Genomic DNA, 13,013 nt, shown 5'->3' with positions numbered 1-13,013 from the left:
CCCACGCGATCTTTGACCCGCCGAACGCGGCCTTACGATGGGTGCCATGACTGCTTCGCCTGGCCGCCGTGTCCTGCTCGCCGCCCCCCGTGGCTACTGCGCGGGTGTGGACCGCGCCGTGATCGCCGTCGAGAAAGCCCTGGAGCAGTACGGGGCTCCGGTCTACGTCCGGCACGAGATCGTCCACAACAAGTACGTCGTCCAGACCCTGGAGAAGAAGGGCGCGATCTTCGTCGAGCGGACGGAGGAGGTCCCCCCGGGGAACATCGTGATGTTCTCCGCGCACGGCGTGGCCCCGGTCGTCCACGAGGAGGCCGAGCGCGGCCGTCTCGCCACCATCGACGCCACCTGCCCGCTCGTCACCAAGGTCCACAAGGAAGCCGTCCGCTTCGCGAACGACGACTACGACATCCTGCTGATCGGCCACGAGGGCCACGAGGAGGTCATCGGCACCTCCGGCGAGGCCCCCGACCACATCCAGCTCGTCGACGGGCCCGAGGACGTCGCGAAGGTCGAGGTCCGCGACCCGTCGAAGGTCGTCTGGCTCTCCCAGACCACCCTCTCCGTCGACGAGACGATGGAGACCGTCGACGCGCTCAAGGACAAGTTCCCGCAGCTCATCTCCCCGCCGAGCGACGACATCTGCTACGCCACGCAGAACCGCCAGCTCGCGGTGAAGCAGATGGGCGCCGAGGCCGAGCTGGTGATCGTCGTCGGCTCCCGCAACTCCTCCAACTCCAAGCGCCTGGTCGAGGTCGCCAAGCAGGCCGGCTCCCGCGAGGCGTACCTGGTGGACTTCGCCGACGAGATCGAGGAGTCCTGGCTGGACGGCGTCAGCACGGTCGGCGTCACCTCCGGCGCCTCCGTCCCCGACGTCCTGGTCGAGCAGGTCCTGGAGTGGCTCGCGCGGCGCGGCTTCGAGGACGTGGAGATCGTCAAGGCCGCCGAGGAGTCGATCACCTTCTCGCTGCCCAAGGAGCTGCGCCGCGACCTGCGCGAGGAGGCGGCGACCCTGGTGGCGGAGCGGGGCGGCTCGGGGGCCGCGGGTACCGCCGGGACCGCGGGTGCACCCGGGGCGTGACCGTCAGTCGTCCGTCGTAACGTAGGGCCATGCAGATCTTCGGCGTGGACATCGGCGGATCCGGGATCAAGGGCGCCCCTGTGGACCTCGACAAAGGCGACCTGGCCCAGGAGCGCTGCAAGGTGCTGACCCCGCACCCGGCGACCCCCGACGGGGTGGCCGACGGGGTCAGGCAGGTCGTCGAGCACTTCGGCTGGACCGGCCCGGTCGGCCTCACCTTCCCGGGCGTGGTGACGGGCGGCGCGACGGTGCGCACGGCGGCCAACGTCGACAAGGGCTGGGTCGACACCGACGCGCGCGCCCTGTTCAGCGAACGGCTGGGCGGGCTCGACGTGACGGTGGTCAACGACGCGGACGCGGCGGGCGTCGCCGAGATGCACTTCGGCGCCGGGCGCGGCCGCAAGGGGACGGTCATCCTGCTCACCTTCGGCACCGGCATCGGCAGCGCGGTGTTCACCGACGGGGTCCTGGTCCCCAACACCGAGCTGGGCCATCTGGAGCTGGACGGTCACGACGCGGAGAAGCGGGCCTCCAGCAAGGTCAAGGACGACCACGACATGTCGTGGGACCACTGGGCCCACCGGGTCCAGAAGTACCTCGCCCACGTCGAGATGCTGTTCTCGCCGGAGCTGTTCATCATCGGCGGCGGCGTCAGCCGCAAGTCCCACAAGTTCCTGCCCCACATCGAGGGCATCCGGGCGGAGATCGTCCCCGCCCAGCTCCAGAACAACGCGGGAATCGTGGGCGCGGCGATGCACGCGGCGGGCTGAGCGGGGGGCGGCCGCGAAGGGGCGGTCACGCGGCGGGTAGCCCGGTCACGCGGTCGGTTGGCCTGTCACGCGGCGGTAGCCCGGTCACGCGGTCGGTTGGCCCGTCACGCGAGCCGGGGGCCCGGTTCACGCGGCCGGGAGCCCGGTCACGCGGCCGGGAGCCTCGTCACGCGGGCCAGTGCCCGGTTCGCGGGTCACGCGGCCGGGAGCCTCGTCACGCGGCCGGGGCCCGGTTCCGGGCGGCGGCCCGTCGCCGCACCAGCCGGATCCGGCGGACGATCACCGCCGACCCGGCGACCAGCGTCCCGCCGTACAGCCACCCGGCCTCGGTGGCGAGCGCGGTGACGAGCCCCATCAGCCGCCCGGCGGGACCGTCCCCGCTCTCCGCCACGGGCACCAGGCCCACGGCGAAGGCGATCGGCACCACGACGGGGGCGGTCAGCAGGTCGCCCCGGCGCACCCAGAGCGCGGTGAGCAGGCTCACCGGCACGAACAGCACCCCGTACACGGTCAGGGACGCGCCGAACAGCAGCTCGTCCAGGAAGCCCAGCAGGGTCATCACGGCCGCGCAGAACAGACCGCTGCCGAGCCCCGTCAACCGCGGATTGGGCATCCCGCGCACGGCCCGCACGACCCTGGCCACCGGTGAACCCGCCCCCGGAGCCGGGCGTGCCGGGCCCTCGGGCCGTCCCACCGGCCGCCCGGCCACCCGGCCCGCCGGCGGCCGCGCGGCGGCGGCACCGCCCCGGCCCTGTGCGGGCAGCGGCGCCCGGCTTCGTCGCGGTCCGTACTGCGCAGGTCGCGTCCTGTGTTGCTCCACTGGACCAACTTAGGTCGGTTTATGTGCCGAATAGGCCGACAGACACGCCGTGGGGCGCGCCTTGGCCAAGCGTTCGACTCCGAGCGGGCCCGGCACGGCACACCCCGTAGACTGGTGGATCGGCCCCTGTCCGGCCTGCCCCATCCCACCCGCCCCTCCGCATCTCACGTACGGGAAGTCGCAACGTGTCGCTCACGATCGGAATCGTCGGTCTGCCGAATGTCGGCAAGTCGACCCTGTTCAACGCCCTGACCAAGAACGACGTGCTCGCGGCCAACTACCCGTTCGCCACGATCGAGCCCAACGTCGGCGTGGTCGGCGTCCCGGACCCCCGCCTGGCGAAGCTGGCCGAGATCTTCTCCTCCGAGAAGATCCTCCCGGCGACGGTCGACTTCGTCGACATCGCGGGCATCGTGCGCGGCGCCAGCGAGGGCGAGGGCCTGGGCAACAAGTTCCTGGCCAACATCCGCGAGTCCGACGCGATCTGCCAGGTCATCCGCGCCTTCAAGGACGAGAACGTCGTGCACGTCGACGGCAAGGTCTCGCCGAAGGACGACATCGAGACGATCAACACCGAGCTGATCCTCGCCGACCTCCAGACCATCGAGAAGGTCCTCCCGCGCCTCCAGAAGGAGTCGCGCATCAAGAAGGACGTCGCTCCCAAGGTCAAGGCCGTCGAGGAGGCCAAGGAGATCCTGGAGAAGGGCGACACGCTCTTCTCCCGGGGCATTCTCCAGGGCACCGAGCGCGCGGAACTCCTCCACGACCTCCACCTCCTCACGACGAAGCCCTTCCTCTACGTCTTCAACGTCGACGAGGACGAGCTGACCGACGACGACTTCAAGGACGAGCAGCGCGCCCTGGTCGCCCCCGCCGAGGCGATCTTCCTCAACGCCAAGCTGGAGGCGGACCTCGCCGAGCTGGACGAGGACGAGGCCCTCGAACTCCTCCAGTCCGTCGGCCAGGAGGAGCCCGGCCTCGCCACCCTCGCCCACGTCGGCTTCCGCACCCTCGGCCTGCAGACCTACCTGACGGCCGGCCCCAAGGAATCCCGCGCCTGGACCATCAAGAAGGGCGCCACCGCTCCCGAGGCCGCCGGTGTCATCCACACCGACTTCCAGAAGGGCTTCATCAAGGCGGAGGTCATCTCCTTCGACGACCTGGTCACCACCGGTTCGGTGACCGAGGCCCGCGCCAAGGGCAAGGCGCGCATGGAGGGCAAGGACTACGTGATGCAGGACGGGGACGTGGTGGAGTTCCGCTTCAACGTCTAGCGGATGACGTACGCCCCTTCGCACCGCGCGCGGTGAGGCCCCCGCACCGCATGGCGGCGCGGGGGCCTCACCGTCGAGACGTACGGCGGACGGCGGGACAGCAGGTGTCAGGCGCCGGGGGTCTGGGCGACCTCTGACGGGTCCAGGCCGGTGAGTTGGGCGATGCGGTGCGCGGGGACGCCTCGGGCCAGGGCCTGGCTGATCATGCGTTCGCGGTCGTCGTTCGTATGGCGGAAGGCGCGGAGTTCCGCCTCGACTTCCGCGGTCGAGCGGGGTGCGCAGGCTCCGCGGACGCGGTCGGCCTCCTCCGCGCTGAGGGGGATGGGCAGGCGTTCGGCGTCCTCGGGGATGCTGCCGCCCGCCTCCTGGGGGATCACCCTGAGCAGGTCGCTGCTCGCGGTGACGTCGTGGGCGTGCAGCCGCGCCAGCAGGGCAGGGGTTTCCATGCACTCGAGTTCGCCCACTGCCGCGGCCGGCGCCCCCAGTCGGGTGTGCGGGTCGGGCAGCACGAACAGGTAGGCCGCCTCAGCCATGGTGACGGTCATCTCTCGTTGAGATGCGGAGCGAAGCACTGCGATGCTAGCGGAATCCGTCCGCGGGTGCCGCGAGTGCCCACGGGGGCCGGGCCCGGTGATGCTCCCGGTGCGGAGCGTCGGCGCAGGCCGGCCGCCGGAGGGAGGGGCGGCGGACCCATCGACAGCCGTAAAGCGGGTAGTAGGCCCCGGGATTGGCATTCCGATGAGTGTGTAGTCTCGGGTCGCCTCACTCGTTTGCCACAGCTGTCGGCTTACGCTAAATGTTGCCATGAAACAAATAATCAGCAGTGAGGTATGCGGTCAACCGGAACGAGTAAGTGATCGGAGCGACGTGCAGGGGCAGTGCGGGGACACGACGGTCAGACCGGTGCCGACCGGTGAGCGGGGCGCCGGGTGACGCTAGGCACCGACCCTTCCCACGTCGAGGGCTACCGCGGCGGCCCGCCGGTGTCCGGGGCCGACCCGCGGTCCCGTCCGCCCCGGGTGGCAGCCGCTCTTCCCCAGCCCTTGAGCCCTCCTGAGTGCGAGCTCGTGCGCCGCAGCCTCGCGGTGATCGAGCCGCAGGCCGCGGAGGTCGCCGTCTACTTCTACGCCATCCTGTTCGTGCGCTATCCCGGCGTCCGTGATCTCTTCCCCGAGGACATGGACGTGCAGCGGGACCGGCTGCTGCGGGCCCTGCTGCGGATCGTGGATCTCGTCGACTCCCCGGAACACCTGGCGCGTTTCTGCTCCCGACTCGGCCGCGACCACCGGAAGTTCGGCGCCGTGACGGCCCATTACGCGGCCGTGGGCGAATGCCTGCTGGAGACGCTCGCCCGCTACGCGGGGCCCGCCTGGACGCCGGAGATCTCCCTGGCCTGGCAGCGCGCCTACGGGATCGCGTCCGAGGCGATGATCCTCGCCGCGGAGGACGACACCCGGCTGCGCCCCGCGGTCTGGGAAGCCCGCATCGTCGAACACCGCCGCCTGGGCAACGCGCTGGCGGAGATCACCGTGGCGACGGACCCGGTCTACCCCTACCGAGCCGGCCAGTACGTCAGCATGGAAACGCCGTGGCGGCCCCGCGTGTGGCGGCACTACTCCCCGGCCAACGCCCCCCGGTCGGACTCGACCCTGACCTTCCACGTCCGCCATGTGTCCGGCGGCCACGTCAGCCACGCGCTCGTCTACCGGGCGCAGGTGGGCGACGTCGTGCGCCTCGGTCCTCCGGAGGGCGACATGCTGCTCTCGGCGACCACCGCGCGCGATCTGCTCTTCGTGGCCGGAGGCACGGGTCTCGCTCCGGTCAGGGCGCTGGTGGAACAGCTCGCGGCGGAGCAGAGTCACCCGGAACGGCGGGCGAGCGTCTTCGTCGGAGCGCGCACCGGCGACGAACTGTACGGCTTCAACGACATGCTCCGTATGGCTCAGCGTCACCACTGGCTGTCGGTCCGGGCCGCCGTCTCCCACGAGTACGTTCCCGGAGCCCAAGGGTTCCTGCCGGACGTGATCGCCGCGTCCGGCCCGTGGGATCACGCGGCCGCGTTCGTCAGCGGGCCGCCCGGCATGATCGCCGCCACGCGGGAGGTACTTCTGAGGGCCGGGATGCCCGCCTCCCGCATCCACCACGACCCGTTGGGCGTCCCGGTGCTGGACGCCCCACTGGAGCCGGTACACCAGGAGCAGGAAGAGGACTACCGCATATGAACGACCGGCCCGCAGGCCCCGGCTCCGCAGGCGAACGTCTCCTACAGACTCACCTGGGCACGGCCGACCGCGCCGCGGTCTTCTACGACCGGCAGGTCCAGCCCGAACTCACGGCCCCGATGCGGGAGTTCATCCGGAGCCAATACATGGTGTTCCTGTCGACCGCCGACGCGGCCGGCAACTGCGACACCGGATTCCGGGCCGGGCCCCCGGGCTTCGTCATCGACCTCGACGCCCGCACCCTCACCTACCCCGAGTACCGGGGCAACGGGGTCCACGCGGGCAATGGGAACATCGTCGAGAACCCGCACCTGGGCATGCTCTTCATCGACTTCACCCACCACCACATAGGGCTGCACGTCAACGGAACGGCTCAGGTGGTCAGTGACGCCGAGCAGCGACGCGTCTACCCGCACCTGCCCGTCGACACCGCCCAGAGCCGGAAGCCCGCCCTGTGGGTCCACCTCACGGTGGACGAGGCCTACGTCCAGTGTTCGAAGTACATACCGCACCTCGAACCGGCGCCCCGTCCCAGAGGGGCGAACCGGCCCAAGGACAGCGACTACTTCGTCCCGCCCGTGCCCCAGCCTCACCCAGCCGGGCAGCAGGGCCCCGGGCCCGGCCTGCCCGTCCGGGAGCATGAACGGCTACGGCTCGTCCCCGACCAGACCTGAGGCGCCACCCGGCTCCGGCGCCACCCGGCTCCGGCGGCGACCGGTGCGGAGACCGCCGGAGCGGGGCGTCGAGAGCGGCTGTCGAGCGCGGCGGTGGTCAGCTCTGCTGGTTTCCGCCCTGCAACGCCTGATCGGTCATGTCGGCCACCTGGCCGGCCGACGGGGCCTTGGCGTCGACCTCGGTACCGAAGTCCGAGAACTGCATCACCGTGCTCACCTTGACCTGCTGCGGGGACGCGCCGGTGCCCGGCTTCGCGGACGCGGAAGCGGGAGCCTTGACGGTCATGTCGACCCGCTGCTGCCGGAGCCGGCCCTCGTCGTCGAGCCAGACCTGCATGGGCAGCGTCGGGCCGATCTGCCGGCTCAACCGGTCGCCGCCCGGCAGTTTCGAGACGTCCACGGACACCTTGTAGTGCGTGGTGTCGACTCCGTCGACCTTCTCGGTGCCGACCTTCTTGACGCCCTTGTCGGTGATCGCCTTGGCGTAGGCGGCGGTCTGCGCAGGGTCGCCGATCTGCTGGTTGCTCACCCCCTGCTGCGCGGCCACCTTCTTCAGGTCGATCTTGATCCAGGGCTTGCCGCCGGGGGCCTTCTGGCCGGGGGTCTTCTGGTAGAGGACCTGGTCGACCACGCGCTGCTCGATGCTCTTGTCCTGCCCGGTGACGGTCATGACGCTGTTCCCGTCGTCCAGGTCGATGACACCCTTGCCTTCGGTCGTGATCGTCTGGCCCTCCGCCGCGGCCTTCGTCTGGAGGGTCATCCGCGCCGACTCGGCTTCGGCGGTCTTGTCGTAGGCCGCTCGCACTTCCGTAGTGCCCTGCTCGCGGGCGCCGTCGCTCCCGCTCGCGCTCGGCGACGCGTCGGAGCCCTTCGACTCGGACTCGTCGCCCCCGCCGCATCCCGACAGGACGAGGCTTCCCACGATCGCGGCGACCGCGATCGCACCGGCCCTCGTCCCGTTGACACGCATGTGCGTCCCCATGTCCCCAGCCCCTCTTCGATGTGTGGTAGCCGGCGTCGCATCACGCCCGCACGCCGTACCGAATGCCCCGAAAGATTCCCAACGCACCTACGAAAAAGGGACTTTGGGGCGGGGGCCGGGTCCAGTGGTGATGCGTGTCAGAACGGCATGTGGCCACGGGCCCGTCGGCCGGCCGAACCGCTGCGGCCAACGGCCTTGGAGCTGCTCCGGAAGGGCTTGCTGAAGGCGCGACCGAGGATGCCGGGGGCCTTCCCTCCGGCTCGGGACCCGAGGCCGAGCGTGCGCTGGGTCCCGCGTTGCGGGTGGTGGGAGAGGCGCGGGACGAGAAAAGCGAGGACGGCGAGAACGACGCACACGGCGACGATTCCTACGATCATCATGATGAGACTCCAGAATCCAGGGATCTCCGACGTGTCTGTCGGTTGCCCTGGATACGGGCCGCCATGCGCCGGGCCGCGCCTGCCCCGGGACCGGACGCCTCGCTCGCGGTCCGGTCCCGCGCCGGCCGCTCCGTCAGGTCACAGGAACCGGCGCAGGGGCAGGACGGCCGTCTCCCGGAGGCGTTGCAGGGCGGCGCGGCGCTTCCAGCGGTCCGGGTCGATGGCGGTGCTGCGTTCCAGGTCGGCGTCGAAGTCCCGGTCCAGGCCGGCGGTGAACTCCTGGTCCAGGACGGCGAGCATGATTTCCTCGTCGTGGTCCATGGAGCGCCGGTTGAAGTTGGTGGACCCGATCAGGGCGGCCAGCCCGTCCACGGTGATGATCTTGGCGTGCAGCATGGTCGGCTGGTACTGGCGGATCGACACCCCGGCGTCCAGCAGACGGGCGTAGTGGTACTGGCCGGCCAACTGGCAGGCCCGCTGGTCGGTGTGCGGGCCGGGGAGCAGGATCTCCACCGCCACGCCGCGCCGGGCGGTGGCGCAGAGCAGGTCGATGAAGTAGGTGTCCGGGGCGAAGTAGGCGGTGGCCAGGCGGAAGCGGTGCTCGGCGGAGGTGAGCATGACGCGGATGAGGGTCTGCATGTCCTGCCAGCCGAAGCTGGCCGAGCCGCGCACCACCTGGACGATGGAGTCGCCGGGCTGGGTGTGTTCGGAGAACCGGTCCCGGTCGTCGTACAGCTCGTCGTGGCACTCGGCCCAGTTCTGGGCGAAGGCCGCGGCGACACCGTCCACGGCCGGGCCGCGCAGCCGGACGTGGGTGTCGCGCCACTCGCCGGGGTCGCGGGCGTCGCCGCACCACTCCTCGGCGATGCCGACTCCTCCGGTGAAGGCGGTGTGCTCGTCGATGACGAGGGCCTTGCGGTGACAACGGTGGTTCTGCTTGAACGGCGACAGCCACAGCGGTTTGCGGAACCAGGCGATCTGTACGCCCGCAGCCCCCATGGCATCCAGCAGGTCCCGCTCGATCTCCTTGGCGCCGAAGCCGTCCAGCAGCAGCCGGACCCGTACTCCGGCCCGGGCCCGGTCGGCGAGGGCGGCGGCGAAGTCGCGGGCTATCTGCCCGCGCCAGTACACGAACGTCATCATGTCGATCGTGTGCTCGGCCGCCCGGATCGCGCCCAGCATGGCGGGGAAGATCTCGTCGCCGTTGCGCAGCGCGACGAGTTCGTTGCCCTCGGTGGCGGCGACGCCGATCAGCCGTTCCAGGCGGCGGCGCAGCCGCTGGATGCTGACCCGGTCGGTGCCGGGGTGCTGTTCGGCGACGGTCATGCCTGGTCCTTACGGGGAGAGCGGGCCTGCCCCGAAGCGTCCTTCCGGGCGCCGTCGGGCGCCGGGAGTCTATCCCGGCCTCCCGGTGCTAGGCCGCCGCGCCGGAGGGGTGGGTGTGCCGACGGGTCAGGCGGCCTGGTCCCACCCGTCCGGGGAGTCGTCGTCTTCCTCCTCCGCCGCTTGCCGCTGTGCGGCTTTCTCGCGGGCGCGCAGGCAGGCCCAGGTGAGGGCGGCTGCGGCGGTGAGGTACCAGGGCAGGGGCCACAGCGCGTGCCACCAGGTGCCGTGCGGGGCGAGGAGCAGATCGGCGGCGGCGGTGGCCATGCCGGCGGCGAGGCTCCAGCACAGCAGGCGACCGGCCCACTGGGCGGCAGCAGTGGACCGGCGCGTGGCGGAGCGGCACCGGGTGGGGTGGGAGCAGGGCATGCGTCTGCCGGGTGTGCTCATCGCGGGGTGTCCTTCGACAGCGGGGGCGGTTGCCGCGGGCTGGGGGACCACGCATGCAGGGCGGGACAAGTGTGCATTTCCCGGGTCGGTGGGCCCAGGGGTCCGCCTCGCCGAGTAGTTGCCGTAAGACAAGCAAACAATCGACCATACCACCATGAAGCGACCGGGAAAGCTGAGCAACAGGGACGGAACGGGCAGTCCGGTTGCGCCGGATCTGGCCTGAATCTGCCTACGCCGACAGGGCGGTCACCGATCGACCGAACGCCGCGCCGCCGACTCACCGGTCACGTCGCGCAGTTGGGAGCGGGCGGTGACGCCCAGTTTGGGGAAGACGCGGTAGAGGTGCGAGCCGACGGTGCGCGGGGAGAGGAACAGCTTCTCCCCGATCTCCCGGTTGGTCAGGCCGCGGGCCGCCAGCCGGACGATCTGTTGCTGCTGAGGGGTGAGTTCGGTGATCGCGCCGGGGGCGACGCCGTTCGGCTCGATGCCGGCGGCGCGCAGTTCTGCCTGCGCGCGTTCGATCCACGGGCGGGCGCCGAGCCGCCGGAACGTGTCGAGCGCTCCGGTCAGCAGCGCGCGGGCCTCGGCGATACGGCGCTGCCGGCGCAGCCACTCGCCGTAGTCCAGCCGGGTCTGGGCCCGCTCGAAGGGCCAGTGCTCGCCCGCTTCGTCCGCCAGCGCCGCCCGGTAGTGCCGTTCGGCGTGCTCCGGCCCGGCGAGCAGGGCGCGGCTCCGCTCGGCCAGGAGGCGGACCCGTGCCGACAGGACGGTGCCCGGACGCCGCGCCGACTGCTCCAGCAGTTCCGCGGCGGGTTCGCGCCGTCCCCGGCGGACGGCCGCCGCGGCGAGGTCGGCCAGGACGGTGGGGGAGACGTGGTAGTGGACCGGGTCGCCGTCCTCGGTGAAGGCGGCGCGGAACTGCGCGTACGCGGTGTCGTAGTCGCCCTCGGCCACCGCCGCCAGCCCCAGGGCGCGGCGGGCGAAGACCGCGACGGAGCGGCTTTCCAGGGGATCGACGAGGGCCAACGCCCGCTCGGCGTTCCCGCGGGCCTCGGCCGGCTCACCGAGCAGCGCCAGCACGGTCGCGTCGAGGGCCCGCGCGCACGCCTCGGCGTGGTCCAGTCCGGCCTGCGCGGCCACCTCCGCGATCTCGGCGGCCACCGAGCGGGCCTCGGCCCAGCGGCCCTGTTCCAGATAGGCCCAGCCGGCGGCGCAGGCCAGACCGGCCGGCAGCGGGCCGTGGGCCTGCCAGCGGCCGAACGCCTCGTCGAAGGTCCTGGCGGCGAGGGGGGTCTGGTCGAGCAGCCAGGCCACGACGGCGAGCGCGGTCAGGGACCCGGCGTCGTCCCCGGCCTCGGCGATCAGCCGGGGCAGCACCGGGGCGAGGGCGGCTCCCGCGCCGGTGGGATCGGAGACGGCCAGCGTCCAGGCGCGCAGCGCGCCGCCCGAGGGCGAGTCCGGTAGCGCGCGGAGGAGGTCCTCGATGCGCCGCCGCTGGGACTCCTCGCCCGAGTAGTAGCGGACCACCGCTGCCGTGGCGAGCGCGTCCAGCAGGCGGGACGACCGGGCGTCCGCCGCCTCCTCGGCGATGCGCGACAGCAGCGCGAAGGCAGCCGAGTGGTGCGGACCCAGAGCCATGAGCTGCCCCGTCGCCAGCGCGGCCCGGCCGGTCAGCGCCGGATCGTCGCTGCGCCTGCGGACCTCGGCGGCCAGGTGTTCCACCCAGCCGAGCTGGCCGGTGTAGACGGCCGTCCCCGCGGCATCGGCCAGCAGCCGCGCCTGGTCCGCGCGGCGCGGGCTGAGTTCCGCGGCGCGCTCCAGGGCGGCGGCAGCGGCGGCGTGGCCGCCCCGGCGCCGGGCGCGGTCCGCCGTCTCCAGGAGGAGCGCCGCCACCTGCTCGTCGGGCCGCTCGGTCGCGGCGGCGAGGTGCCAGGCGCGGCGGTCGGGCTCCTCGCCCAGCAACTGGGCGAGCGTCTGGTGGGCCCGCCTGCGTTCTGCGAAGGGCGCGGCGTGGTAGACCGCCGAGCGGACGAGCGGGTGCCGGAAGGAGATCCCGGTGCTGTGCCGCCGTACGAGACCCGCCCGTTCGGCGGGCACCCACATCGTGTCGTCCGCCCCGGGCAGGCCCCGCGCGGCCACCGGCGCGTCCGGCGCGTCGGCGGCGGCGAGCAGCAGCAGGGCGCGGCGGGTGGCGTCCGGCAGATGCCGCAGGTGCCGGGCGAAGACCGCTTCCAGCCGGTCGGTGACGGGCAGCGGACCCTGCGCCGCGCTGCTCTGCGGCGGCCGGCCCGCGGCGGCCGCGGCACGGGTGAGTTCGACCAGGGCCAGCGGATTGCCCGCCGCCTCCCGCAGAATCCGGGCCCGGGTGCGGCCGGTGGGCCGCTTCGGCTGCTCATCCAGCAGCCGGTTCGCCGCGTCACCGCTCAACGGCCCGATCTCCAGCCGCTCGTAGCCCTTGTCGAAGCCGGGCAGCACGGCCGCGGACCGTACGCCCATCAGCAGCGTCACGGGTTCGCTGTCCATACGCCGGGCCACGAAGGAGAGGACGTCCAGTGACGCGCGGTCGATCCACTGGGCGTCGTCGACCACCACGAGCAGCGGTGCCGGTTCCGCCAGGTCCGACACCAGGGTCAGCACTGCCAGGCCGACGAGCAGGGGATCGGGAGCCTCCCCGTGATCGGGGTGATCGGTGGGGTCGGCCAGTCCCAGCGCGATCCGGAGCGCGGAACGCTGCCGGGCAGGCAGGCCGTCCAGGCCGGCGAGGACCGGGCGGAGCAGCTGGTGCAGACCGGCGAACGCGAGAGGGGCCTCGGACTCGCTGCCGACCGCTCGCAGCACCCGATGGCCGGCGCCGCGCGTCCGCCGCACGGCGAGATCGAGCAGGACGCTCTTGCCGACACCGGGTTCGCCCTCGACGACCAGCACCGCGCCGTGGGACCGGTCGGGGGCGACGCGCTGCATGACGGCCGCGGTCTCGGTCTCCCGGCCCAGCACCGTCTGACCTCCGGGAACTGGCATCTTCCCGACGATAGCGGGG

General features: G+C 72.1%; 12 protein-coding genes. 5 read left to right on the top strand and 7 right to left on the bottom strand.

Annotated features, from left to right (window positions below):
- The first annotated feature begins 37 nt into the window (after positions 1-37).
- Entirely contained in the window at positions 38-1,081 is a 1,044-nt protein-coding gene (locus ACIRGB_RS01785; RefSeq protein ID WP_403857589.1) for a 4-hydroxy-3-methylbut-2-enyl diphosphate reductase, read from the top strand.
- A 29-nt stretch (positions 1,082-1,110) separates the two neighbouring features.
- Complete coding sequence (gene ppgK / locus ACIRGB_RS01780; RefSeq protein ID WP_403857586.1) at positions 1,111-1,851, top strand: polyphosphate--glucose phosphotransferase; 741 nt, start codon at positions 1,111-1,113, stop codon at positions 1,849-1,851.
- Between the two features lie 214 nt (positions 1,852-2,065).
- Here ppgK and ACIRGB_RS01775 read toward each other — a convergent pair whose 3' ends face one another.
- Positions 2,066-2,671, bottom strand: a complete 606-nt coding sequence (locus ACIRGB_RS01775) for a DUF6542 domain-containing protein (RefSeq protein ID WP_403857583.1) — start codon at positions 2,669-2,671, stop codon at positions 2,066-2,068.
- A 185-nt stretch (positions 2,672-2,856) separates the two neighbouring features.
- Here ACIRGB_RS01775 and ychF point away from each other — a divergent pair, with 185 nt between their 5' ends.
- Positions 2,857-3,945: a redox-regulated ATPase YchF gene (gene ychF, locus ACIRGB_RS01770; protein ID WP_356360745.1), complete on the top strand. Its 1,089-nt coding sequence runs from the start codon at positions 2,857-2,859 to the stop codon at positions 3,943-3,945.
- Between the two features lie 107 nt (positions 3,946-4,052).
- On the opposite strand, the gene ACIRGB_RS01765 is transcribed toward ychF, so the two are convergent.
- Positions 4,053-4,478: a DUF6003 family protein gene (locus ACIRGB_RS01765; protein ID WP_403857580.1), complete on the bottom strand. Its 426-nt coding sequence runs from the start codon at positions 4,476-4,478 to the stop codon at positions 4,053-4,055.
- A 534-nt stretch (positions 4,479-5,012) separates the two neighbouring features.
- Between ACIRGB_RS01765 and ACIRGB_RS01760 the strand changes: the two genes are divergently transcribed.
- Positions 5,013-6,167 carry a globin domain-containing protein gene (locus ACIRGB_RS01760; protein ID WP_403857577.1) on the top strand — a complete coding sequence of 385 codons (1,155 nt, stop codon included), beginning with the start codon at positions 5,013-5,015 and terminating at the stop codon, positions 6,165-6,167.
- On the top strand, positions 6,164-6,841 hold the full coding sequence (locus ACIRGB_RS01755; protein ID WP_403857574.1) for a pyridoxamine 5'-phosphate oxidase family protein: 678 nt from the start codon (positions 6,164-6,166) through the stop codon (positions 6,839-6,841). Before ACIRGB_RS01760 ends, ACIRGB_RS01755 begins: the two co-directional genes overlap by 4 nt.
- A gap of 97 nt (positions 6,842-6,938) precedes the next feature.
- Here ACIRGB_RS01755 and ACIRGB_RS01750 read toward each other — a convergent pair whose 3' ends face one another.
- The 5 genes from ACIRGB_RS01750 to ACIRGB_RS01730 form a co-directional block, all read right to left on the bottom strand.
- A complete protein-coding gene (locus tag ACIRGB_RS01750; protein WP_403857571.1) occupies positions 6,939-7,811 on the bottom strand; it encodes a hypothetical protein in 873 nt (290 codons plus the stop codon).
- A gap of 149 nt (positions 7,812-7,960) precedes the next feature.
- Positions 7,961-8,203 (bottom strand): DUF6411 family protein, encoded by a 243-nt coding sequence (locus ACIRGB_RS01745; protein ID WP_076976080.1) that lies wholly within the window; start codon positions 8,201-8,203, stop codon positions 7,961-7,963.
- A 138-nt stretch (positions 8,204-8,341) separates the two neighbouring features.
- Complete coding sequence (locus tag ACIRGB_RS01740; protein ID WP_403857568.1) at positions 8,342-9,529, bottom strand: phosphatidylserine/phosphatidylglycerophosphate/cardiolipin synthase family protein; 1,188 nt, start codon at positions 9,527-9,529, stop codon at positions 8,342-8,344.
- 126 nt (positions 9,530-9,655) lie between these two features.
- The gene (locus ACIRGB_RS01735; protein ID WP_403857565.1) at positions 9,656-9,976 is read right to left on the bottom strand and encodes a hypothetical protein; all 321 of its coding nucleotides are present in this window, start codon (positions 9,974-9,976) and stop codon (positions 9,656-9,658) included.
- 246 nt (positions 9,977-10,222) lie between these two features.
- On the bottom strand, positions 10,223-12,994 hold the full coding sequence (locus tag ACIRGB_RS01730) for an AAA family ATPase (RefSeq protein WP_403857562.1): 2,772 nt from the start codon (positions 12,992-12,994) through the stop codon (positions 10,223-10,225).
- Between the last annotated feature and the right edge of the window lie 19 nt (positions 12,995-13,013).

This window comes from Streptomyces sp. NPDC102490 (assembly GCF_044765285.1).
Taxonomy (GTDB): domain Bacteria; phylum Actinomycetota; class Actinomycetes; order Streptomycetales; family Streptomycetaceae; genus Streptomyces.
The sequence above is the reverse complement of the archived record's forward strand: the minus strand, read 5'-3'. Positions and strand labels throughout refer to the sequence as shown.